The 21376-nt window shown below is 60.5% G+C and carries 25 protein-coding genes; 12 read left to right on the top strand and 13 right to left on the bottom strand.

Translation table 11 applies throughout. The features are described 5' to 3' along the window. Positions 1-134: 134 nt before the first annotated feature. Positions 135-617, top strand: a complete 483-nt coding sequence (locus tag ABLV64_RS03285; protein WP_004205963.1) for a GNAT family N-acetyltransferase — start codon at positions 135-137, stop codon at positions 615-617. Here ABLV64_RS03285 and ABLV64_RS03280 read toward each other — a convergent pair. After that, on the bottom strand, positions 571-1449 hold the full coding sequence (locus ABLV64_RS03280) for a LysR family transcriptional regulator (RefSeq protein ID WP_004205962.1): 879 nt from the start codon (positions 1447-1449) through the stop codon (positions 571-573). The genes ABLV64_RS03285 and ABLV64_RS03280 overlap by 47 nt on opposite strands. Before the next feature lie 106 nt (positions 1450-1555). On the opposite strand from ABLV64_RS03280, the gene sad reads away from it, so the two are divergent. The 7 genes from sad (at position 1556) to ABLV64_RS03245 (ending at position 8728) form a co-directional block, all read left to right on the top strand. Then, the gene (sad, locus tag ABLV64_RS03275; RefSeq protein WP_049115611.1) at positions 1556-2941 is read left to right on the top strand and encodes a succinate-semialdehyde dehydrogenase; all 1386 of its coding nucleotides are present in this window, start codon (positions 1556-1558) and stop codon (positions 2939-2941) included. Between the two features lie 80 nt (positions 2942-3021). Then, positions 3022-3948 (top strand): glutaminase B, encoded by a 927-nt coding sequence (gene glsB, locus ABLV64_RS03270; RefSeq protein WP_004205960.1) that lies wholly within the window; start codon positions 3022-3024, stop codon positions 3946-3948. Beyond that, complete coding sequence (locus tag ABLV64_RS03265; RefSeq protein ID WP_004205959.1) at positions 3948-4316, top strand: DUF4186 domain-containing protein; 369 nt, start codon at positions 3948-3950, stop codon at positions 4314-4316. The genes glsB and ABLV64_RS03265 overlap by 1 nt, the downstream gene beginning before the upstream one ends. A 114-nt stretch (positions 4317-4430) precedes the next feature. Next, positions 4431-5855, top strand: coding sequence for a GGDEF domain-containing protein (locus tag ABLV64_RS03260; protein WP_004205958.1), 1425 nt, complete (start codon positions 4431-4433; stop codon positions 5853-5855). Between the two features lie 77 nt (positions 5856-5932). Continuing rightward, positions 5933-6463, top strand: a complete 531-nt coding sequence (locus ABLV64_RS03255; RefSeq protein WP_064183707.1) for a GNAT family N-acetyltransferase — start codon at positions 5933-5935, stop codon at positions 6461-6463. A 113-nt stretch (positions 6464-6576) separates the two neighbouring features. Next, on the top strand, positions 6577-8028 hold the full coding sequence (locus ABLV64_RS03250) for a tagaturonate reductase (RefSeq protein WP_049003684.1): 1452 nt from the start codon (positions 6577-6579) through the stop codon (positions 8026-8028). Positions 8029-8281: 253 nt separating this feature from the next. Beyond that, entirely contained in the window at positions 8282-8728 is a 447-nt protein-coding gene (locus tag ABLV64_RS03245) for a GNAT family N-acetyltransferase (RefSeq protein WP_348842952.1), read from the top strand. Positions 8729-8937: 209 nt separating this feature from the next. Here the strand turns inward: ABLV64_RS03245 and ABLV64_RS03240 are convergent, their stop codons facing one another. The 7 genes from ABLV64_RS03240 to ABLV64_RS03210 all read right to left on the bottom strand — a co-directional run bounded on the left by ABLV64_RS03240 (position 8938) and on the right by ABLV64_RS03210 (position 14089). Continuing rightward, on the bottom strand, positions 8938-9318 hold the full coding sequence (locus tag ABLV64_RS03240) for a tautomerase family protein (RefSeq protein WP_004205951.1): 381 nt from the start codon (positions 9316-9318) through the stop codon (positions 8938-8940). Next, positions 9309-9629, bottom strand: a complete 321-nt coding sequence (locus ABLV64_RS03235; protein ID WP_004205948.1) for a carboxymuconolactone decarboxylase family protein — start codon at positions 9627-9629, stop codon at positions 9309-9311. The genes ABLV64_RS03240 and ABLV64_RS03235 overlap by 10 nt, the downstream gene beginning before the upstream one ends. Positions 9630-9790: 161 nt before the next feature. Further along, a complete protein-coding gene (gene tam, locus ABLV64_RS03230; protein ID WP_130938998.1) occupies positions 9791-10552 on the bottom strand; it encodes a trans-aconitate 2-methyltransferase in 762 nt (253 codons plus the stop codon). Between the two features lie 203 nt (positions 10553-10755). Then, positions 10756-11046 carry a hypothetical protein gene (locus ABLV64_RS03225; protein ID WP_004205945.1) on the bottom strand — a complete coding sequence of 97 codons (291 nt, stop codon included), beginning with the start codon at positions 11044-11046 and terminating at the stop codon, positions 10756-10758. Positions 11047-11275: 229 nt separating this feature from the next. After that, a complete protein-coding gene (locus ABLV64_RS03220; RefSeq protein WP_004205944.1) occupies positions 11276-12463 on the bottom strand; it encodes an MFS transporter in 1188 nt (395 codons plus the stop codon). 155 nt (positions 12464-12618) lie between these two features. After that, on the bottom strand, positions 12619-13041 hold the full coding sequence (locus ABLV64_RS03215; protein WP_004205943.1) for a VOC family protein: 423 nt from the start codon (positions 13039-13041) through the stop codon (positions 12619-12621). Positions 13042-13243: 202 nt separating this feature from the next. Beyond that, positions 13244-14089 (bottom strand): LysR substrate-binding domain-containing protein, encoded by an 846-nt coding sequence (locus ABLV64_RS03210; RefSeq protein ID WP_017900370.1) that lies wholly within the window; start codon positions 14087-14089, stop codon positions 13244-13246. A gap of 89 nt (positions 14090-14178) precedes the next feature. Here ABLV64_RS03210 and ABLV64_RS03205 point away from each other — a divergent pair, with 89 nt between their 5' ends. After that, positions 14179-15237: a nitronate monooxygenase gene (locus tag ABLV64_RS03205; protein ID WP_049003682.1), complete on the top strand. Its 1059-nt coding sequence runs from the start codon at positions 14179-14181 to the stop codon at positions 15235-15237. 10 nt (positions 15238-15247) lie between these two features. On the opposite strand, the gene ABLV64_RS03200 is transcribed toward ABLV64_RS03205, so the two are convergent. The 4 genes from ABLV64_RS03200 to ABLV64_RS03185 are packed head-to-tail and all read right to left on the bottom strand — an operon-like array spanning position 15248 to position 18550. After that, positions 15248-15907, bottom strand: a complete 660-nt coding sequence (locus tag ABLV64_RS03200; RefSeq protein WP_004217626.1) for a methionine ABC transporter permease — start codon at positions 15905-15907, stop codon at positions 15248-15250. After that, positions 15904-16695, bottom strand: a complete 792-nt coding sequence (locus ABLV64_RS03195; protein WP_075201745.1) for a methionine ABC transporter ATP-binding protein — start codon at positions 16693-16695, stop codon at positions 15904-15906. The genes ABLV64_RS03200 and ABLV64_RS03195 overlap by 4 nt, the downstream gene beginning before the upstream one ends. Then, positions 16692-17498 carry a MetQ/NlpA family ABC transporter substrate-binding protein gene (locus tag ABLV64_RS03190; RefSeq protein WP_004205939.1) on the bottom strand — a complete coding sequence of 269 codons (807 nt, stop codon included), beginning with the start codon at positions 17496-17498 and terminating at the stop codon, positions 16692-16694. Before ABLV64_RS03190 ends, ABLV64_RS03195 begins: the two co-directional genes overlap by 4 nt. Positions 17499-17521: 23 nt before the next feature. Continuing rightward, positions 17522-18550 (bottom strand): isopenicillin N synthase family oxygenase, encoded by a 1029-nt coding sequence (locus ABLV64_RS03185; protein WP_038431657.1) that lies wholly within the window; start codon positions 18548-18550, stop codon positions 17522-17524. Between the two features lie 281 nt (positions 18551-18831). Here ABLV64_RS03185 and ABLV64_RS03180 point away from each other — a divergent pair, with 281 nt between their 5' ends. From ABLV64_RS03180 to ABLV64_RS03170, 3 genes are all read left to right on the top strand, one after another. Continuing rightward, entirely contained in the window at positions 18832-19095 is a 264-nt protein-coding gene (locus tag ABLV64_RS03180; protein ID WP_004205937.1) for a VF530 family protein, read from the top strand. 21 nt (positions 19096-19116) lie between these two features. Further along, positions 19117-19428, top strand: coding sequence for a cupin (locus ABLV64_RS03175; protein ID WP_186920904.1), 312 nt, complete (start codon positions 19117-19119; stop codon positions 19426-19428). A 178-nt stretch (positions 19429-19606) separates the two neighbouring features. Next, positions 19607-20362, top strand: coding sequence for a VOC family protein (locus ABLV64_RS03170; RefSeq protein ID WP_004205935.1), 756 nt, complete (start codon positions 19607-19609; stop codon positions 20360-20362). Between the two features lie 9 nt (positions 20363-20371). On the opposite strand, the gene ABLV64_RS03165 is transcribed toward ABLV64_RS03170, so the two are convergent. Then, positions 20372-21316: an AraC family transcriptional regulator gene (locus tag ABLV64_RS03165; protein ID WP_004205934.1), complete on the bottom strand. Its 945-nt coding sequence runs from the start codon at positions 21314-21316 to the stop codon at positions 20372-20374. Positions 21317-21376: the final 60 nt, after the last annotated feature.

Raw genomic sequence — 21376 nt, 5'->3', positions numbered from 1 at the left:
AAAAACGAACGGCAGGGGATAAAATTACTGTGTTTCAGTGAGTTAGCGCAAGTGGTTGGCGGCAATATAAGTTAATGCTATGGCGGAAACCGTCCTGAGGCGCGCTACAGTGGCGTAAAAAAAGGAGCTCACCTATGTATACCGTTACCGACATCGCCCCCACCGACGCCGAATTTACCGCCCTGATTGCCGCTCTCGACGCCTGGCAGGAGACACTCTACCCGGCGGAGAGCAACCATCTGCTGGACCTCAGCCAGCTGCCGCCGGAGACAGTGATCGCCCTGGCGATTCGCAGTCCGCAGGGCGAAGCCGTTGGCTGCGGGGCTATCGTCCTCAGCGCTGAAGGTTTTGGCGAGATGAAGCGGGTCTATATCGATCCGCAGCACCGCGGACAGCAGCTGGGAGAAAAGCTGCTGGCGGCCCTGGAGGAGAAAGCGCGGCAGCGCGACTGCCATACTCTGCGCCTGGAGACCGGCATCCATCAGCATGCGGCCATCACCCTCTATACGCGCAACGGCTATCAGACCCGCTGCGCGTTTGCCCCTTACCAGCCCGATCCGCTCAGCGTGTTTATGGAGAAACCGCTGTTCGCCGATCTTCGTTCAGCAGCGCTATAAACGCCTCCAGCTGGCGGGTTTTGGCGCCCCGGCGCCACACCAGCCAGGTGGTGAGCCAGCGCCACTCTTCCGCCAGCGGCCAGGCGGATACCTGCTGATGGCCGGGCATACTCTCCAGCATACTGCGCGGGATCAACGCCAGGCCCGCGCCGGCGATCACGCAGGCCAGCATCCCGTGGTAAGACTCCATCTCGTGGATCCTGCCCGGGGTCGCTCTGTCGGCATGGAACCAGCTCTCAAAATGCCGGCGGTAGGAACAGTTGGCGCGAAAAGCGTAGACATTTGCCCCGTTCACTTCGCTGGCGCGGACGATGGGCGCGTGGCCGTAGGGGGCGACGATCATCATCTCTTCAGGGAACACCGGCAGCCCCTCCAGGCCCGGATGCACCAGCGGTCCATCAACGAACGCGGCGCTCAGGGCTCCCTCCAGCACGCCGTCGATCATCGTCCCGGAGGGGCCGGTGGAGAGGGCGAGATGAATTTTCGGGTAACGCTGATTAAAGTGGGCCAGGGTGGTGGGGATCCGCACCGCCGCGGTGCTCTCCAGCGAACCGAGAGAGAACAGCCCCTGGGGTTCGTCGCCCGCCACCACCATTCGCGCCTCGTCAACCAGGGCGAGGATCTGCTGGCTGTAGCGTAAAAAGCTGTGGCCCGCGGGCGAGAGGCGCAGCCGCTGGTTCTCGCGAATAAACAGCTCAACGCCAAGATCAGCCTCCAGCTGGCGGATGCGGGTGGTGAGGTTGGACGGCACACGATGCACTTTTTGCGCCGCCTGGGTGATGCTGCCGGTGCTGGCGACAGCGTTAAACATCTCAAGTTGAGTCAGGTCCATACCATTCTTCTTTTGTGAATGCGTTGCTTAATATTATTCATTTTCAATGAATGGAAAGGTAAGCCAGAATACGCTCACTTCGCAAGCAACGAGAGAGAGAATAACGATGAATTTATCTGCAACGCACGCCGTATCCGTCAACCCGACTACCGGTGAGGTGGTCTCCTCGCTGCCGTGGGCCAACGAACGCGAGGTCGACGCGGCTATCGCTCTCGCCGCGGCGGGTTATCGCCAGTGGCGTCAGACGCCGCTCGCCGCACGCGCCGACGCGCTGCGCCGCATTGGGGCCGAGCTGCGCGCCCGCGGTGAAGAGGTGGCCCAGACGATCACGCTCGAGATGGGCAAACCGATTGCTCAGGCTCGCGGCGAGGTGGCGAAATCCGCCAACCTCTGCGACTGGTATGCCGAACATGGCCCGGCGATGCTGGCGACCGAAGCCACCCTGGTGGAAAATAACCAGGCGGTGATCGAATATCGTCCGCTGGGGGCCATTCTGGCGGTGATGCCGTGGAATTTCCCGGTCTGGCAGGTGCTGCGCGGCGCGGTGCCGATCCTGCTGGCCGGCAACAGCTACCTGCTGAAGCATGCCCCTAACGTAATGGGCAGCGCCCGTCTGCTGGGCGAAATTTTTGCCGCCGCTGGCCTGCCGGAGGGGGTTTTTGGCTGGGTCAATGCCACCAATGACGGCGTTTCGCAGATTATCAATGACGACCGCATCGCGGCGGTGACCGTCACCGGCAGCGTCCGCGCCGGAAAAGCGATTGGCGCTCAGGCGGGCGCAGCGCTGAAGAAATGCGTGCTCGAGCTGGGGGGATCCGATCCCTTTATCGTCCTGAACGACGCCGATCTGGATGAAGCGGTAAAGGCCGCCGTCACCGGCCGCTATCAGAACAGCGGCCAGGTGTGCGCCGCGTCGAAACGATTTATCCTCGAAGCCGGCATTGCCGAAGCCTTCACCCGCAAATTTGTCGACGCCGTCGCGGCGCTGAAGATGGGCGATCCGCGCGACGAGCAGAATTACGTCGGGCCGATGGCGCGATTCGATCTGCGCGATGAACTGCACCAGCAGGTCACGGCGACCCTCGATGAAGGCGCGACCCTGCTGCTGGGGGCGGAGAAAATCGAAGGGGCGGGCAATTACTACGCGCCCACGGTCCTGGGCAACGTCACCGCCGGAATGACCGGCTTCCGCCAGGAACTGTTTGGTCCGGTGGCGACCCTGACCACCGCCCGAGATGCGGACCACGCACTGGCCCTCGCCAACGACAGCGAATTTGGCCTGTCAGCAACGGTCTACACCACCGACGAGGCGCAGGCTCAGCGCTTTGCCCGCGAGCTGGAGTGTGGCGGCGTCTTCCTTAACGGCTACTGCGCCAGCGACGCCCGGGTGGCTTTCGGCGGCGTGAAGAAGAGCGGTTTTGGTCGTGAACTGTCGCATTTTGGTCTGCACGAGTTCTGCAATGCGCAGACCGTCTGGAAAGACCGTCGCTAATCTGCGTTTGCCCCTGACGACCGTCGTTCTCGTCTGCTATACTCGCCCACCAAAATTCGACGGTGGGCAAGGAGCCGCGTGTGGCGACGGTGATCAATAACGCAATGCTGGAAGCCATTCTGGCAGAAATCAGGCCGCTGATTGGCCGCGGTAAAGTGGCGGATTATATTCCGGCGCTGGCCAGCGTCAGCGGCGACAAGCTTGGCATCGCTATCAGTACAGTGGACGGGCAACATTTTGCCGCCGGCGATGCGCATGAACGATTCTCCATCCAGTCGATCTCCAAAGTATTGAGTCTGGTGGTGGCCATGAACCACTATCAGGAAGAAGAGATCTGGCAGCGGGTGGGGAAAGATCCCTCTGGCCAGCCGTTTAACTCGCTGCTGCAGCTGGAGATCGAGCAGGGTAAACCGCGCAACCCGTTTATCAACGCCGGGGCGCTGGTGGTTTGCGACATGCTGCAGAGCCGGCTCAGCGCGCCGCGCCAGCGGATGCTGGAGATAGTCCGCCGCCTCAGCGGCGTGGCCGATATCGCCTACGATCCGCTGGTGGCCCGCTCTGAGTTTGAACATTCGGCGCGCAACGCCGCTATCGCCTGGCTGATGAAATCCTTCGGCAACTTCCATAACGACGTCACCACCGTGCTGCAGAACTATTTTCATTACTGTTCGCTGGAGATGAGCTGCGTCGAGCTGGCGCGAACCTTTCTCTTCCTCGCCGACCGCGGCATCGCCCCGCACCTGGAAAAGCCGGTTATCGCGCCTATCCAGTCCCGTCAGGTGAATGCCCTGATGATGACCAGCGGCATGTACCAGAACGCCGGCGAGTTCGCCTGGCGCGTGGGGCTGCCGGCGAAATCGGGCGTCGGCGGCGGAATTGTGGCGATCGTGCCGCAGGAGATGGCGATCGCGGTGTGGAGCCCGGAGCTTGACGAGGCGGGTAACTCGCTGGCCGGGGTGGCGCTGCTGGAGAAACTGACTCAGCGGCTGGGGAGGTCGGTGTTCTGATGGTCGATCAGGATCGGTTGTTTGCTCGTCTGGCGCGCTCGACGTTTCGTTCGCGCTTCCGGCTGGGGATGAAAGAGCGGCAATATTGTCTCGATAAGGGACCGGAGGTCATCGACCAGCACGCCGCCGATTTCATTCGCCAGCGGCTGGCATCCGCCGCTCCGGCCAATGATGGCAAGCAGACGCCGATGCGCGGTCACCCGGTGTTTATCGCCCAGCACGCGACCGCCACCTGCTGTCGCGGCTGCCTGGAAAAATGGCACGCCATTCCCCACGGCCGCGCGCTGAGCGAGCAGGAACAGCGCTATATTGTGCAGGTGATCCACCGCTGGCTGGTGCTGCAGATGAACGCGCCGTCTGTGCGCTAATTTGCATTTGATCGGCGCCGGAGTATGCCTGATAAATATTCTCATGTTATGATAATCCGCTAACTAACTATTAACATAATAATTGCCTGAAACAATTAGACGGATAATTACTGAATGTCTTCACTGTCGATTCGGTCATTTACACTGTTTCGTGAAGAACAACCCGTGCGCGATGCACTGGTCTTATTTACGTTAACGCTACTGCTGCATTTTCTGGGCGCCATGCTGCGTCTGGTGCAGGAGCTCTCTTTCTTCTGGCCGCTCAACGCCGTGATGGCCGGGATTTTTGCGCGCTACGTATGGCTTAATCGCAGCTATTTTTATGCCGTCTGCTTTGCGGCAATGCTGGTCTATGACGGATTAACCTCGCGCTGGGGAATGGGCTTTGCCTCATTGCTGATTAACTTCTCCAATATTGTCTTTATTGTGACCCTGGCGCAGCTGGTGCTGTGGGATAAACGACGCGCCGATTCCATGCCAGGCCCGATTAACGCGCTTAATTTATTCTGTTTCTGTCTGTTAGCCGCGTTGCTGTGCGCAGCGGTCGGCGCGCTGGGGTCGGTGGACGTCGAGCGCGCCACCTTTATTCCCCAGCTGGCGGACTGGTTTAGCGAGCAGTTCTCGACGGCGGTGCTTATCCTGCCGTTTATTCTGACCCTGACGCTGCCATCCGCGTTAAGCGGTTTTCGCTTTCACCAGCTGCTGCCAGCGCTGGCGCTGGTGCTGTCGATTGCCCTCGGCGTGGCGGTGGGCGGCGCCGGCAGCATTACCTTCCCGTTACCGGCCCTGATCTGGTGCGCCGTGCGCTATCCGCTGCCGCTGACCTGCCTGTTGACCTTTCTCACCGGCATCGGCGAGATACTGCTGGTGGCCAACTCGTTAATTCACTTTTCGCCGGATACGCGAATGCAGCCGTGGCAGCTGTTCTCCACCCGCCTGGGGATCGCGGCTATGCTGATAAGCCCGGTGATCGTCGCCTCCAGCGTCGAGGCGATTAACATGCTGGTGAAGCAGCTGGCCCTGCGCGCTGATTTTGATTTCCAGACCCGCGTCTATTCCCGTTCCGGGCTGAGCGAGGCGCTGAAGCGCCAGGCGCTGCCGGCGGATAAGCTGCTGACGGTGATGGTGCTGGATATCGATGGCTTCAAGCGAGTGAATGATGCTCTGGGCCATGAAGGCGGCGATTGCGTGCTGACCCAGTTTGCCCAGCAGGTTCGACACCTGGTGGGCGAGCAGGGGATGGTTGCCCGTATCGGCGGCGAGGAGTTTGCGGTGGCCGCCGTCGTCGACAGCGCTCAGCAGGGCTATGTGCTGGCGGAGAAGATCCGCCACGGTGTGGAGTCGCAACCCTTCGGCCTCGGTCAGAACCCGATCCATCTGACCATCAGTATGGGACTGGAGACCCGCGAGGTGGGCCACGCCCGCATTACCGAACTGTTTAACCAGCTGCTGCTGGCGGCGGATGATGAAATGGTCAAAGCCAAACAGACCGGCCGTAACCGCATCTGTATGCCGGCGCTCACCGAAAGCGCGCCATAAGAAAATCCTATCAGGATCTCTCTTGTGTTAATTTTTGGTTAAAAACATAGTGATGTGGTCGATAACAGGGAGCTCTTATGACCACATCCTTTTCACTGCGCACGCTGTCGCGTGACGATATTCTTCATCATCTTTCGGCATTAAGCGATATCCTGGCCAGCTGCGTTAACGGCGGCGCCTCGGTGAGCTTTATGCTGCCTTTTAGTCTGCAAACCGCGACGACCTTCTGGCAACGTACCGCTGACAGTGTGGCGGCCGGGGAGCGCATCGTGCTGGCCGCCCTTGACGCTGACTCGCGCCCCGTCGGCACCGTGCAGCTGATTATCAGCCAGCCGGAAAATCAGCCGCATCGTGCGGATGTCGCCAAACTTTTGGTTCACCAAAATGCCCGCCGCCAGGGTATTGCCAACGCGCTGATGGCGGAGCTTGAGCAAACCGCTCGCCGGGAAGGGAAGACAGTGCTGGTGCTGGACACGGCGACCGGCAGCGGGGCGGAGCAGTTCTATGTTCGCTGCGGTTGGGAAAAAGTGGGGGAAATTCCGCGCTATGCGCTGATGCCAGACGGCAAGATGACTGCCACCTCGCTGTTCTATAAGTTTCTGCCCTGACGGCCGCTATTGCAGAATGCTTTGATCAAAACAGGGTTTCAGTGGTCGTAAAACCTGATAACTTATTGGACCAATTACTCAGGTTGTATGACTACTATTAGAGGGAACCCATTGTGAAAACATTAAACCGTCGTGATTTCCCCGGCGCGCAGTACCCTGACCGTATCGTCCAGTTTGGTGAAGGCAACTTCCTGCGCGCATTCGTTGACTGGCAGATCGACCTGCTCAACGAGCATACCGACCTGAATGCGGGCATCGTGGTCGTTCGCCCCATTGACACGGATTTTCCACCGTCTCTGAACACCCAGGACGGCCTCTATACCACCATTATCCGTGGTCTCAACGAGCAGGGCGAAGCGGTTAGCGACGCGCGGTTGATCCGATCGGTCAACCGCGAAATCAGCGCTTACGCTGACTACGACGCTTTTTTACGTCTGGCGCATAACCCGGAGATACGGTTTGTCTTCTCCAATACCACCGAGGCAGGCATCAGCTACCATGCCGGGGACCGGTTTGACGACGCGCCGCCGGTCAGCTATCCGGCGAAACTAACCCGCCTGCTGTTTGAGCGTTACCAGCATTTCGCCGGCGCAGCCGATAAGGGATGGGTGATTATCCCCTGCGAACTGATCGATTATAACGGTGAGGCGCTGCAGGCCCTGGTCCTGCGCTATGCCGCCGAGTGGCAGCTGCCGCAGGACTTTATCAACTGGCTCACCTCGGCGAACACCTTCTGTTCCACCCTGGTGGATCGCATTGTGACCGGCTATCCGCGCGATGAAGTGGCGGCTCTGGAGGCGCAAACCGGCTATCAAGACGCTTTCCTCGATACCGCCGAGCACTTCTATCTGTTTGTTATCCAGGGGCCCGCTTCGCTGGCCAGCGAGCTGCGTCTCGATAAGCTGCCGCTGAATGTGCGTATCGTCGACGATATCAAGCCCTATAAAGAGCGCAAAGTGGCGATCCTTAACGGGGCGCACACCGCCCTGGTGCCGGTGGCCTTCCAGGCTGGAATCGACACCGTCGGCGAAGCGATGAACGACGCGGAGATTTGCGCGTTTGTCGAAAAAGCGATTTATGACGAGATTATTCCGGTGCTGGACCTGCCGCGCGATGAGCTGGTGTCATTCGCCAGCGCCGTGACCGGGCGCTTCCGCAATCCCTATATCAAACATCAGCTGCTCTCGATCGCCCTCAACGGCATGACCAAGTACCGCACCCGTATTCTGCCGCAGCTGCTGGCAGGGCAGAAGGCGCATGGCACGCTGCCGCCGCGCCTGACCTTCGCCCTGGCGGCGCTGATCGCCTTCTACCGAGGAGAGCGGGAGGGGACAAGCTATCCGGTACAGGATGATGCTGACTGGCTGACGCGCTACCAGACGCTCTGGGCCCGCCATCGCGACGGTCAGATAAGCACCCGCGAGCTGGTTTCCGCTGTGCTCAGCGTGGAGTCCCACTGGGAGCAGGATCTAAGCCAGATCCCCGGACTGGTGGATCAGGTCGCCGCTGACCTTGACGCTATTCTGACCCGCGGAATGCGCGACGCCGTCAGGCCGCTCTGCTGATAGCGGAGTCTCTTCACCCGGCTGCGGCCGGGTTTATTGGCACTCAAATTAGTTACAACATGCTTTTTTATTGTCCCGATAGAGCCGGTCAGCAGCCCCGCTGCAAAAGGCTTTTTAGTGCCAAATCGCCCTGCGCAGGCGGGAATTATGGTTAAGCCGCTTGAACAAATATCTGCGCAGGAAAATAATGGCCTTAATACCTGGTTCCTGCCAATGTTCGCAGGCTAATTCATTCATCTGTAAGGAAACTCGCATGGTCATCGATATCCGGGAAGTACGGCCGCATGACAAAGCCGAATGGCTTCAGCTCTGGGAAGGCTATACCCACTTCTACGGCAGTCTGCAGCCGGAAGAGGTGACCGAATGCACCTGGCAGCGGATGCTGGACGTGAACTCACCCGTGCTGGGCAGGGTCGCAGTGGTGAATGATACGGTGGTGGGATTCGCTATCTGCATTCTGCACGAAGGCACCTGGGTCACCACGCCAATCTGCTATCTGGAGGATCTGTTCGTCGATCCAGCTTTCCGCGGACAAGGCATTGCCAGAACGCTGATTAAGTCGCTGCAAACCGAAGGGACTGATCAAGGCTGGTCACGTCTGTACTGGCATACTCGCCGTGATAATCCCGCCCGCCACCTGTATGATGAGTTCACCCCAGCTGACGATTATGTACGCTACAGGATCACCCTTGACTCCTGAAGCGATAAGATGCTGTTAAGCTTTTCCCGCTATAACAGGGGAAACAGGCTCAGGAGAAGCAACGATGGAAAAACGTCTCGAAACAGTGGTCAATCTGATAATGTTTCTTTCGCTATTGGCGACGGCCTGGGATCTGTCACTGGTGCATCATCTCGCCTGGTAGCAACTAAATAGCCTGAATCGCGGCGCCCCTGCAGGCGCCGCCTGACTTATTCACCCGCCATTTTGCCGGCGCTAAAACTCCAGTCCTCCAGCTGGTTAAACTGGATCACCACCATCACGTCCTGCGGGCTGACCGCCATCTCATCGGCTAACCGCGCGCAGAGCCGACGATAGAGACCCTGTTTCTGCGCCCGGCGGCGCGGTTTTCCGGCGAAAATATGAAACAGCACGAAGCGGTCGCTGCGACCGCCGCTAAGATAATGCGGGTCGTAAATGCGCTGCCCGTCGGCGGTCTGCTCGATAAACTGAAATTTGTCCGCCGGCGGCACGGCAAACTCCGCCACCAGACACTCATGGAATAGCGCCGACAGCTGAGCAAACTCCGCGGGACGCCATGCCGTACCAAGCGAAATACGGGTCAGAGGCATGGCGCCTCCTGCGCGTTCAGGCAGGTCAGGGCGCTGGCCGCCGCCGGCCAGCCGGCGTAGAACGCCAGGTGGGTAAATAATTCGACAATTTCCTCCTGGCTCAGGCCATTTCGATAGCCGTAGGCGATATGCCAGGGCAGTTGCTCGGTTTTGCCCAGCGCCGTCAGGGCGGAGAGGGTGATTAAGCTGCGTTCCCGGGGCGACAGCTCGCTGCGCGCCCAGATATCGCCAAACAGCACCGTTTCGGTCAGTTCTGCCAGTTTTGGCGCAATGGCAGCCAGCGTGTGGCGATCGACAGGGGTGGTATCCATGGTGACTCCCGTTACAGGTTGAAGTGGTCGTCACTGTCGCACGCTGAGGAATGTGTTGAATATCGCAATGTTCAGGATAATTGATCCTGAAAAACAGGAATGTTTGCTGGCTCGACTTGCTTATGTATTGGTTATGTTTTACGCCACGCTCAAGGCAACCCTCAGGCGGCTATTTTTCGCGCCACGATAAACAGACGTGGGAAGCGTAGAAGCACCATTCCGTTACACTGTAACGGATAGTGGTCGGCCAACGATGCCAAATAGCGGGTCAGAAAGGCGCTTTTGGCCTGCTCATCGAGGTCCGTCAGATAAGGTCGCAATCCGGTGCCCTGCAGCCAGTCGACTATCGCCTGATGAGAAGCGAGCGGATGAAAATAGGTGGTGCGCCAGATATCAACTTCACAGCCCTGACGGGTGAGCAGATCGTACCAGGCGTCCGGCGGAAGCAAGGGCTGGCGGCCGCGGTCCGGCAATCCCAGCTCGCCGGCGACCTGACGCATCAGAGTATGGGAGGGCTCCTGCCAGTTATCCGGCATCTGCACCGCCAGCGTACCGTTATCCGCCAGCTGATTCACCAGATGCGGAAACAGCGTCTCATGATCCGCCAGCCACTGTAGCGAGGCGTTGGCATAGATCACGTCTGGCGGTTGCGCAGGCCGCCAGCTGGCGATATCGGCCTCGATGAACTCACAGTCGGGTAAGGCCCGCGCCGCCTGGTCCAGCATGGCCGGGGAGTTATCGATACCGACGATCGCCGCCAGCGGCCAGGCGGCACGCAGCAGGCGGGTACTGTTGCCCGGCCCACAGCCGAGGTCAACGACGCTCTCAACCTGCAGGTGAGCGATACGGGAAAGCAGGTCAGCCGCCGGGCGGGTGCGCTCAGCGTCAAACTGCAGATACAGCGAAGGATTCCAGTCAGCCATCGGGCGTTGTCCTGTGTGAGGGAGACAGGGCAAAGCATAGAACGCCCAGGGCCGCCTGTCAGGGGGTAATGATCCCCTGCAGCATCTGGCAGCGTGACACTGTCACAGATAAAATGGCATCAGCAGGCTATCGCGTGCGGTATGGGCACATTGTGAGGGGAAGCGGATTGGTCAGCATCTGCGCCCGCAGCGGGCGCAGTGGCTTATTCGGCGTTCTTCAGCGCTTCGGCGCGGCTGGCGGTGGCGTAAACAAAATCCAGCATCGGCTCGAGATCGGTATCGTAGCCGGCCTGAATAATCTTCCCGCGCAGCCATTCGATTTCACTGGTGATATCGGGATGGAAAATGTTGTTATCCTGCGCCCGGCGCAGCCATTTCAGCAGAAAGTTGTTCTTTCCTCGGATACCGCCCGACTTTTTCGACTTTCCGTGCATCTTCAGCGCGACCAGGACGCAGTAATAGAAATGAACGCGCTGATTAAAACTTTGGTGCATGTCTGTGTTTCCCGCCAGAATCAGGAATTCACCGTGTGGGTCAGTGATTCGGATTGGACTACGGCGGCGGGCTGGATCGTTGCGCGATCTCTGTTGTTTTCCGCCACCGTCCTTGCATCTGTCGCCAGACGCTGAGGGGGATGTTGGCACGGAAGCCGAATCGTCGTCAATTGCCGATTCGTTTTTTGCCGGTGTCGGCAGCCCGCGGCGATCCGCGAGCCGGGCCTGGCTACGTCCTGACCGCTGCCCGCTGTTGCAGATGTACGCGTAAAATCAGCAGGAAAGCGAACACGACGACGATCGCCGCCAGCAGATACAGGGTGGCGAGATCGTAGTAGCCGGCGACCCAGCCGGCCAGCGGCCCGGTCAGCCCCAGCGCGAGGTCAAGGAACGCCGAGTAGGTGCCGAGGGCGGTCCCCTGGTTTTGCTCTTCCACCTGTTTTACCGCCTCAACCCCCAACGCCGGGAAGACCAGCGAAAAACCCGAGCCGGTGAGGAAGGCGCCGATGCCCGCCACCCAGGCTGACGGCGCCAGCCAGATAAGCAGCAGACCGAGACATTCGATGACGAAGCAGGCCAGGGAGACCGGGACTCCGCCATAGCGGGTGATGGTATTCCCCAGCACCAGGCGAACACAGATAAAACCGACGCTGAACAGCGAGAGGGTAAACGCGGCGCCCTGCCAGCTGTGCGCGGCAAAGTAAAGGGTGATAAAGGTGGCGATAACGCCGAAACCGACGGTGCCAAAGGCCAGCCCCAGGCCATAAGGCCAGATTTTGCGCACCACCGCGTGAAAGGGCGCTCTGACACCGGCGGTCACGCTGACGTCTTGCCGCGTGCGGGCGAACAGCAGGCCGATGGCGGCGACCATCACCACCACCGTGGCAAAGCCGCTGATGCCGAAATAGTGGTTAAGAGTGACCCCCAGCGGCGCGCCCACCGCCATCGCCACATAGGTCGCCACGCCGTTCCACGAGATCACCCGTGACGTATGGATCGCGCCGACGGTTTTGATCCCCCAGAGGGTGGCTCCGGTGGCGGTAAAGCTCTCGCCGACGCCAAGAAATACCCGGCCCGCCAACAGCGCGGCAATCGCCAGCATGGGCATCGTCTGCAACATTACCGCCAGCAGCGTGAAGGCGCCGCTAAGCAGACAGCAGACGATCCCGAGGCTAACCACTCTTTTCGGCCCCCAGATATCGGTATAGCGCCCGGCGTGCGGCCGGCTTATTAGCGTGGAGATGTACTGCAGACTGATCACAATACCGGCGACAAAGGTGCTGTAGCCCAGCTGATAGTGAATATAACCCGGTAGAACGGCCAGTGGCAGACCAATGGAGAGATAGCAGATACAGGTAAAAACAACGATCGAAATGATGCGCAAATTAAGCTGCGTGGTGCTGACGGAAGTGCTCATAGGGATAAAGGGTTAATACATAGGGATGTTTAGCATAGCGCGCCGCGAGAAGGCTGGCGAGTCGGGAAGGCGTTTTATCGGTAACCGACGGGAACGTTGTCTGTCCGAAGGTAAATAATTGCTTTTGCAGCGGTTGACGCCAGCCCCGATCATCGTCAGCTCGCCGCCACATGCGACTCATCGCCCACCACGCCCCAGGCGCGGTTTTGCAGCACGGTGCGATAGCCGTCGCGGTCGACGAAAGTGACGCCGTTGACCTCCCAGTAGGGGTTGAACGCCGTGACGCGCAGAAACCCGGCGGCGTCCATGGCGCTGCATTGTGCCTCCCAGGCCTGACGCTGCGGATAGTACAGCACCAGCAGATCTTCATCTCCTGGCGAGGGGGTAACGGGATGGTGGCGGCAGTGGGTGAATTCCAGATGCCAGCTGGCATCCGCGGAGCCGATCATAATCCCGCTAAATCCTTCATGATCGGTAAAGCTGCCAAGTTCCTGCAGCCCCAGCCCGGCACAATACATGCTGGCGCTGGTCTCCAGTTCGCTGACCGGTCTGGCGATGCGCATGTGGCAGAACGACATAATGACTCCCATAAGGCGTAGGCCGGATCAGGCGCAGCCGCCACCCGGCAAAAAAGCGGCGTCACAGCCGCGACCTGTGGCGAAAAGCGATTCTGTCGCTGTTGTCGCTCGGGTTGATACTGTAGCGGCAAAACGCCTCTGCGTTTGTCGGCAAGAGCTCTGGGTCGCCCCCTGCGCGTGTGTCACTGAATCCTCTTCTAGCTTAGCCGTTCGCAGCGCTTTGCAACAGGATGCGCCACTCGCTGAGGGCGGAGGTGCTGAACCCCTGACGCCAGATAAGCTGGGTGGTCGCCTCGCACAGCGGTTCGCTAAGACAGTTTTCGGGAAGCGTCATCAGCGACAGCACGCTCTGCGGCAGCAGGCAGACGTAGCGCCCGGAGGCCACGCAGGCCAGCATGCTGTGATAGGAGCTAACCTCATGCACCTCGACGGCCGCCTGTTGCTCCGCCAGCCAGCGCTCTCCCAACGCCCGATAGCTGCAGCCGCTGGTAAATGCCGCGAACCGCAGCGGGCCCGCGCCCTGCGGCCGGACCAGCATCAGGGTTTCCTGAAACACCGGGACAGATTCCAGCCCGGGCGGGCATGTCGGTTGGCCATCCGGCCCTGGCGGCAGGCAGACCAGCGCGGCATCGAGGGCGGCGGTGAATACCCCCTCGGCTAACTGGCGGGTCGGCCGGGTGCTGAGGGTGACATCCACCTGCGGGCATTGCTGTTGGAAGCGGGTAAGCAGCGGCGGCAGACGGCTGGCGGCGGTCGCCTCCATCGCGCCCAACCGCAGGCTGCCGCCGGGTGTGGTCGGATGCAGAGCCTGCTTTGCCTCCTCCGCCAGGCTCAGGATCCGCCGGGCATAGCTGAGAAACTGAACGCCTGCCGGCGATAGCACCATTTTTTTGTTGCCGCGGACGAAAAGTTCCACGGCAAGCTCCTCTTCCAGCTGCTGAATACGGGTGGTGATATTAGACTGGGCGCGGCCAAGCCGTTTTGCTGCCAGGGTGACGCTTTGCGTGTCGGCCACCTGGATAAAAATCTGCAGTGTGCTGTGGTTCATATTTTTATTCTCAATATGATAATGATGTTGATCTTATCATCTTTAAAAGAGATGGTAAGCCTCCGGCATCACTCATCTACGAGGAACTCATGCAAAATTCACTGCTTTCGCTTCTTGATATTGACTACCCCCTGATCCAGGCCCCGATGGCGGGCGTCTCCACCCCTGCGCTGGCTGCTGCGGTGAGTAATGCCGGGGCGCTGGGTTCGCTGGGGCTGGGCGCTGCAACCGTTGCCCAGGCGGAAGCGATGATCGTCGCCACCCGCCAGCTGACGGACCGGCCGTTCAATGTCAATTTATTTTGCCATGCGCCGCCGCGGCGCAACGCCCCACGTGAAGCGGACTGGGCAGAGACGCTGCGCCCCCATTTTACCCGCTTTGGCAGTACGCCTCCGGCATCGCTTAGGGAGATATACCAGACGTTTATCGGCCACACCGCCATGCTGGAGCTGCTTCTCGACCACTCGCCGGCGGTGGTGAGCTTTCATTTCGGCCTTCCTGAAGGTGAGACGATCCAGCGTCTGCGACAGCAGGGGATTGTCACCCTGGCGACGGCAACCTCGCTCCAGGAGGCGCTGCTGATTGAACAGCAGGGGATCGACGTGGTGGTCGCTCAGGGCTATGAGGCGGGCGGGCACCGGGGGATCTTTGCTCCGCAGGAGCCTGACGCGCAGCTGAGCACCTTCACCCTGGTGCAACTTCTGCGGCGTCGACTAACCATCCCGGTAGTGGCCGCCGGGGGCATCATGGACGGAGCGGGGATCGCTAGCGTGATGCAGTTGGGGGCGCAGGGCGTACAGCTCGGTACGGCGTTTTTACTGTGTCCGGAATCGGCCGCCGACGCCGGCTATCGCGCGGCGATCCACAACAGCCTTGACGGGCGTACGGTGCTGACCTCCGCGATATCCGGGCGTCCGGCACGCTGTCTGGCTAATGCCTTCTGCGCGCTGGGGGAAGCCTGTCCGACGAGCGCCGTGCCGGATTATCCGCTGGCGTATGATATCGGCAAAGCGCTGGCCGCCGCCGCGAAAGCCCAGGGCGTCCATGAGTATGGCGCCCACTGGGCCGGGCAGGGGGTGGGGTTGATCCGCGAGTGTGACGCCGCCAGTCTGGTCCGCCAGCTGGCGGCAGAGAGCGGCTGGAACTAATGACTGACGGCTAACGGCGGTGGGCCAGGCTGCGCACCAGCCGATCGCCGGCCATCTGCACGCCCTGAACCATCGCCACCAGGATCAGCACTGTGCCAAACATCACCTCATTATTGAATCGCTGATAGCCGTAGCGGATGGCGAGGTCGCCGAGTCCGCCGCCGCCGATCACCCCGGCCATCGACGAAAAGCCAATCAGCATCACGATAGTCAGCGTGATCCCGGCCAGCAGCGTCGGCAGGGCTTCTGGCAGCAGGGATTTAAAAATCACGTGCCAGACGTTGCCGCCCATCGACAGAATGGCTTCGATTCTTCCGTAATCCACCTCGTCGAGCGCGTTTTCCGTCAGGCGGGCAAAGAACGGAAAGGCGCCGATGGTCACCGGCACGATGGCGGCGGTGCTGCCCAGCGTGGTGCCGACGATCAGCCGGGTAAAAGGGATCAGGGCGATCAGCAGCACGATAAACGGTAGCGACCTGCCGATGTTGATCACCGCGCCTAACAGCGCGTTCAGTTTCGGCATCGGCGCCAGCCCGTTGGCGCGGGAAATAAATAACAACACACCGGTGGGCAGCCCGATCAGCACGGTAAACAGGGCCGCCAGGCCCACCATATAGAGCGTATCCAGCGTGCCGTCGAGTAATAACGGCCACAAATCTTCCCAGCTCATGCTACTCCGCATAATGGCCTCCCCTGAACGCCGTGACGGGTAAGAAAATCCTGTTCAGCCTGCGGGTCGTGCAGCAGCGACTGGCGCAGCCGCGACCATGGGGTCACCAGCAGGTCGGCGAGTTTGCCGCTCTCGACAATCTCGCCCTGTTCCAGCAGCGCCGCGTGGTCACAAATGGTTTTCACCACCTCCAGCTGGTGCGTTATCAGCACAATGGTCAGATTGAGCCGCTGGTTAATATCCGCCAGCAGAGCCAGCACCGAGGCGGTGGTCTCGGGATCCAGAGCGCTGGTCGCCTCGTCGCACAGCAGCACCTCCGGTCGGGCGGCCAGCGCCCGGGCGATGCCGACGCGCTGTTTTTGCCCGCCGGAAAGCTGCGACGGGAAAGCGGCGGCCTTTTCGCTGAGATCCACCAGCTCCAGCAGTTCGCGCACCCGCGCTTCGCGAGCGGCCCGCGGCACCCCGGCAATCTCCAGCGGCACCGCGATGTTGGCGGCGACGGTGCGGGCATGCAGCAGATTGAAGTGCTGGAAAATCATCCCGGTGCGCAGGCGATAATCCCGCAGCGCCGCCTTGTTCAGCTGAGTAATATCCTGTCCGTTCACCAGAATGCGGCCCGAGGTGGGCCGCTCCAGCAAATTGAGACAGCGGATGAGCGTACTTTTGCCGGCGCCGCTGCGCCCGAGAATGCCGTATATCGCCCCTTTCGGGATCTGTAACGCGATATCGTTCAGCGCCGGTCGGCCGGTTCCGGCGTAGGTTTTGCTCAGCCCTTCGATGGTGATCATGACTGAGGGGCCACCGGGATCACCGACCCGTTGTAGTTTTTACGGATAAACTCCGCCACCTGCGGCGACGTCAGGTCTTTCGCCAGCGCCTTAATACGCGGGTCATTCGCCAGGGCCGGGGTGGTCACCAGGATATTGGCGTAGGGGTTATGCTCGGCGCTTTCCAGCCCCAGGGCATCTTTCGCTGGCACCAGACCGGCTTCCAGCGCGTAGTTACCGTTAATCACCGCCAGGTCGACATCGTCGAGGGAGCGCGGGATCTGCGGCGATTCAATCTCCAGGATCTTCAGGTGTTTCGGGTTCTCGACAATATCCTTCGGCGTCGCCAGGGTGGTGGCCGGGTCGGTAAATTTCGGGTCCAGCTTAATAAGCTTCTGCGCCTGCAGCAGGAACAGCGCCCGGCTCAGGTTGGTGGTGTTATTCGGTACCGCCACCGTGGCGTTTTCCGGCAGCGACGAGAAATCTTTATGCTTATGCGAGTAGATCCCCAGCGGCTCAATATGAACCGTGGCCGCGACGGCAAAGGTTTTACCCAGCGCTTTCTCCTGATCCTTCAGGTAGGGGACATGCTGGAAGTAGTTGGCATCCACATCGCCACTGGCCAGCAGTTCATTGGCGTTGACCCCGCTGGTCAGCTCCACCACCTTGAGATCGAGACTGGGATCGATTTTTTTGATGTAGTTGAGGATCTCCGCGTGGGGAACCGGGTCCGCGGCGACGCGCAGCGCGGCGGCCTGGGCAGACGTCCATGCCAGAGAAAGAGACAGTGCGACCCCTGCCAGTTTAAAAGCAGCATATTTCATGGTGTGTTCCTTTTTAGTTATGGTTAAACGATCAATTGCTCGGCGCGTTCGCGAAAAACGTCCTGATAGTAGCGTTCCGCCACGTCCGGATGGGAACGCAGACGGCCCTTGAGATAATTCCAGCCGACATCGCGCAGCAGCGGATTGTGCGGGTCGCTGTCCGGACCGCGCGCTTCACGCGCCAGCTCGGGCGGCAGGGTATAAACCGGCACCACCGCGTCAAGCTGGGCGCCAAGGAAGAAAGCGATGGAGAGGCGCTGCTGCTGAGCCGGCGGTGACACCACCCGGTGAACGGTAGCGCGCAGATAGCCGTTGGTGGCCAGCTCCAGCAGTTCGCCAATATTGACCACAAAGCTGCCGGCCAGCGGTACGGCGTCGATCCACTGCCCGGGCGCCACCTCAACCTGCAGCCCTTTCTGCTCGTCCTGCAGCAGGAAGCTGAGAAAACCGGAATCTTTATGGGCGCCAACGCCCTGGCTGCTCTGGGTCTCCTGCTGGCCGGGATAACGGATCAGCTTGATATGCTCGTTGGGTTGGTCGCCGTAAAGCCGGTCAAAGGCATTCTCCGGGAGCTGCAGCGCTTCGGCAAAGGCGCGCAGCAGGCGGATCCCCACCTGAGTCATCTGCTGTTGCCAGTGAAGTAATACCGGTTTTAGCGACGGCAGCGCGGCAGGCCACAGATTCGGACCCTGCAGGCGCTGCCAGCGCGGCGCGTCGTCGCTGAGGGTCAGCGCCGGACGTTCGGCGCCGATATCAAACTGCTCTCGCCAGTCAGGCTGGCCGCGCGTCAGCTCAGAAGCCGCGCGGTTATAGCCGCGAAAATGGGGGGAGTGGATCATCGCCACCTGCTGTTTTTGCGCCTCATCGAGCGCAAAAAAACGCTGGGACTGGCGCTGAACTTCATATTGAAGCGCGTCGTCGACACCGTGGTTGATCAAATAGAAAAAGCCGATGTCGCGGGCGGCGTGACGCAGGTCGGCCAGGAAGGCCGCTTTATCCGCGGGGTCCGCGTAGCGGGCCAGATCGAGAATCGGCAGGGTGGTCGCGTTCATTGTGTTCTCCGAAAACGGGATAATAAGTTATGGGTCGATTCAGGTTCAGGGTTCTGGCACAACAGCAGCGCATGGTGATTTCCTCTGTCCGGGGCTGAACACAGCTTGCCTCAGGGCCAGATAAGCAACCAATAACGTTATTTTCTAATTTATGTCCGCGCGGGGTTCTGTGCTTTTGCGTTAAATAGATAAAGGCGTAAGGGCGAACTGAAGCCGTTGCGCCCGTCACCGAGAGTCAGTAAGGTGGGCGCACTTTTTTAATGCGGAACGGATGTATCCTCATGCACAGCTCAAAAGATCCCCTGCACGGCGTGACGCTGGAAGCGCTGCTCAATGCGCTGGTGGCGCGCTACGGCTGGGCGGAAATGGCCCGCCAGGTCAACATTAACTGCTTTAAAAGCGATCCCAGCATCAAGTCCAGCCTGAAATTTCTCCGCCGGACGCCGTGGGCGCGCAAAGAGGTGGAGGCGATGTATCTGGCTTCGCTCGACGACGATGCGCCGGCAGAGAAAGCGGATCCCTGGGCAAACTGGCAGAAAAAATAACCCTTACCACAGGACAACATCATGCAGAGCTGGAGCAGTAAAGATTTCACCGCCGACCGCGCGTGGGGCGCGCTGGACATTGCCAATTTTTCCGGCACCACCGTGCGCCTGCACTGGACCGACCAACCCTATATCTGGCACATCAACGACGGTCAGGAGGTGTTTGCCGTGATGGATGGTCAGGTGGCGATGCATGTGAAGGTCGACGGCGAGGAGCAGGTGTTCATGCTGAACGCCGGAGATATCTTTTACGCCGAGGTGGGATGCGAGCATGTCGCCCATCCCCAGGGGGCGGCGCGTATTCTGGTGATTGAGAAAGAAGGGTCGGTCTGATCCCGCCGGCGGGCAATTCGTTAGCCCGCCGTTTCATAGCCTGTCACACTCAACATACCGCGTTGATATAAATCACTTATCCAGCTTTCAATATACATAATTCTTGTTTGCCATTGCCTTCACCCCAGCACTATCTTTTGCCGCAGACGTCTTAACAGGCACAACCCCGGGAGAGATCATGGCCACCTTGCAGTGGGATCACGCAGTACAGTTTGTGAATCAGCCGGAAGCGGCGATTGAAATCTTTGCCGGGCAGCAGCTGCGGGCGGCGGTCGGCGGGCGCCATCCGGGCTGGGGAACCCGCAATGCGCTGAGCTATTTTGGTCTGACCTATATCGAATTCCTCGCCATTTCCGACCCCGACGAACTGCGCGCCGCGACGGACAGATTTCTGCTCTCGCGGGATGCCGCGCGGTTGCTGCCGGAGAACGAAGCGCTGTTACGCGTCGCGCTGCGCAGCGACGACATCGAGGCCACCCATGACCACTTGCGTCGCAAGGGGCTGGCGGTGTCACCGATTGTCGATGGCCAGCGCCACGATCCGCAGGGCAATGTCATCCGCTGGCGGATCTTCACCATCGATGGCGACACCGACGGGCTGGTCTTTCCTTTTGTGCTGCAGTGGGGAGAAGACGACGAGACCCGGCTGGCGCGGCTGCGCGCTCAGGGGCTGGACGTGCCTCATCCGCTGGGCGACATTGTGCTCGAGCAGGCGGTGTTCGAGGTGGACAATCCGCAGGCGGTGCGCGACCGCTGGCAGGCACTGCTGGGCTTCCCGTCACAGGGAGAGCAGGGGCTGGACGCGGGCGGCCAGTGGTTTACTTTCCGCCAGGGACCCGCCAACCAGCTGACCGAGCTGGTGTTTCGCGTCGCCAACCCGGCGCTTAAGGGGCAACGCTTTCGCGTCGGCAACGGCGTGTATCGCTTTATATAACGGCTGACGCTAGCGTACCGTCGCGCGCAGTGCCCCCGGCGGCTGGCCGGTGATGCGTTTGAAAGCCCGGCTAAAGGCCGCCAGCGACTGATACCCGAGGCTGAAGGCGACTTTTTCCAGCGCCTGGCCTTCGTGGGTGATGTACTGCACCGCCAGCCGCATACGCAGCTCGGTGAGATAGCGGGCGGGGGTGGTGCCGGTGGCGGCAAGAAAACGCTCGGCGAAGAGAGAGCGCGACAGCCCCGCCTCCCGCGCCAGATCTTCCACTTTCCAGTTAACGCCCGGACGTTGATGCATGGCGTAGATCGCTTTCGCCAGCCGGGGATCGCGCAGGACCTGCACCCAGCCGGTGGCGTTACCGCACCCGCAGGCCACCCAGCCGCGGACAATCAGCGCGGCCACCACGTCCGCCAGTCGGGCGAGGATCCCGGCATAGCCCGCCTGGCGGGTGAGCGATTCCCGCTCCATCGCCGCCAGCAGCGGCTGGATCTCCGGCCAGGTGTTGAGCAGGCAGCTCACCCGCATCACTTCGGGCATGGCCTTCACCAGCGGCTGCATGCCGCCGAGTTCAAAGTCCATACAACCGCTGAAAATCACGGCGCGCTCCGGGCAGTCAGGCTGGCCGCCAGCGTTGATACAACTTACCGTGCTGCACACCGTTTCGCTGTTCAGCTGCGCCACATTCACCACCGCGGCCTGCGGATCGGAGAGCAGGGCGTGCCCGTCGCCGTTGGGAATAAACAGCGCGTCGCCGCTCTCCAGGGTGAACTGTTCTCCGCTGGCCATGCGCAGCAGCACCGGCCCGCGGCTGATGAAATGGAACTGGGCTTTGCCCGCCACGGCGCTAAAGCCGACGCCAAACGGGCGGGAGGTCTCGATGCGCCGGTAATTCACGCCGGAGAGGCGCATACCGCGCAGCAGTTCGCTGGTCAGGTCGATAGTGGGCTGGCTCATGGTAATTCCGGACGAATAATCAATAACTGAAGAGTATGCATCATATATCGTCCAGGGGTA

The organism is Klebsiella sp. JB_Kp031 (assembly GCF_040064295.1).
Lineage (GTDB): Bacteria > Pseudomonadota > Gammaproteobacteria > Enterobacterales > Enterobacteriaceae > Klebsiella > Klebsiella quasipneumoniae.
Note: the sequence above shows the minus strand (reverse complement) of the source record. Positions and strands in the feature narration are given on the sequence as shown.

Excerpts from the sequence above, each read along its gene's own strand:
- ABLV64_RS03285 (WP_004205963.1), top strand. The coding sequence starts at position 135 with ATGTATACCGTTACCGACATCGCCCCCACCGACGCCGAATTTACCGCC.
- ABLV64_RS03280 (WP_004205962.1), bottom strand. The coding sequence starts at position 1,449 with ATGGACCTGACTCAACTTGAGATGTTTAACGCTGTCGCCAGCACCGGC.
- sad (WP_049115611.1), top strand. The coding sequence starts at position 1,556 with ATGAATTTATCTGCAACGCACGCCGTATCCGTCAACCCGACTACCGGT.
- ABLV64_RS03265 (WP_004205959.1), top strand. The coding sequence starts at position 3,948 with ATGGTCGATCAGGATCGGTTGTTTGCTCGTCTGGCGCGCTCGACGTTT.
- ABLV64_RS03260 (WP_004205958.1), top strand. The coding sequence starts at position 4,431 with ATGTCTTCACTGTCGATTCGGTCATTTACACTGTTTCGTGAAGAACAA.
- ABLV64_RS03255 (WP_064183707.1), top strand. The coding sequence starts at position 5,933 with ATGACCACATCCTTTTCACTGCGCACGCTGTCGCGTGACGATATTCTT.
- ABLV64_RS03245 (WP_348842952.1), top strand. The coding sequence starts at position 8,282 with ATGGTCATCGATATCCGGGAAGTACGGCCGCATGACAAAGCCGAATGG.
- ABLV64_RS03240 (WP_004205951.1), bottom strand. The coding sequence starts at position 9,318 with ATGCCTCTGACCCGTATTTCGCTTGGTACGGCATGGCGTCCCGCGGAG.
- ABLV64_RS03235 (WP_004205948.1), bottom strand. The coding sequence starts at position 9,629 with ATGGATACCACCCCTGTCGATCGCCACACGCTGGCTGCCATTGCGCCA.
- tam (WP_130938998.1), bottom strand. The coding sequence starts at position 10,552 with ATGGCTGACTGGAATCCTTCGCTGTATCTGCAGTTTGACGCTGAGCGC.
- ABLV64_RS03225 (WP_004205945.1), bottom strand. The coding sequence starts at position 11,046 with ATGCACCAAAGTTTTAATCAGCGCGTTCATTTCTATTACTGCGTCCTG.
- ABLV64_RS03220 (WP_004205944.1), bottom strand. The coding sequence starts at position 12,463 with ATGAGCACTTCCGTCAGCACCACGCAGCTTAATTTGCGCATCATTTCG.
- ABLV64_RS03215 (WP_004205943.1), bottom strand. The coding sequence starts at position 13,041 with ATGTCGTTCTGCCACATGCGCATCGCCAGACCGGTCAGCGAACTGGAG.
- ABLV64_RS03210 (WP_017900370.1), bottom strand. The coding sequence starts at position 14,089 with ATGAACCACAGCACACTGCAGATTTTTATCCAGGTGGCCGACACGCAA.
- ABLV64_RS03205 (WP_049003682.1), top strand. The coding sequence starts at position 14,179 with ATGCAAAATTCACTGCTTTCGCTTCTTGATATTGACTACCCCCTGATC.
- ABLV64_RS03200 (WP_004217626.1), bottom strand. The coding sequence starts at position 15,907 with ATGAGCTGGGAAGATTTGTGGCCGTTATTACTCGACGGCACGCTGGAT.
- ABLV64_RS03195 (WP_075201745.1), bottom strand. The coding sequence starts at position 16,695 with ATGATCACCATCGAAGGGCTGAGCAAAACCTACGCCGGAACCGGCCGA.
- ABLV64_RS03190 (WP_004205939.1), bottom strand. The coding sequence starts at position 17,498 with ATGAAATATGCTGCTTTTAAACTGGCAGGGGTCGCACTGTCTCTTTCT.
- ABLV64_RS03185 (WP_038431657.1), bottom strand. The coding sequence starts at position 18,550 with ATGAACGCGACCACCCTGCCGATTCTCGATCTGGCCCGCTACGCGGAC.
- ABLV64_RS03180 (WP_004205937.1), top strand. The coding sequence starts at position 18,832 with ATGCACAGCTCAAAAGATCCCCTGCACGGCGTGACGCTGGAAGCGCTG.
- ABLV64_RS03175 (WP_186920904.1), top strand. The coding sequence starts at position 19,117 with ATGCAGAGCTGGAGCAGTAAAGATTTCACCGCCGACCGCGCGTGGGGC.
- ABLV64_RS03170 (WP_004205935.1), top strand. The coding sequence starts at position 19,607 with ATGGCCACCTTGCAGTGGGATCACGCAGTACAGTTTGTGAATCAGCCG.
- ABLV64_RS03165 (WP_004205934.1), bottom strand. The coding sequence starts at position 21,316 with ATGAGCCAGCCCACTATCGACCTGACCAGCGAACTGCTGCGCGGTATG.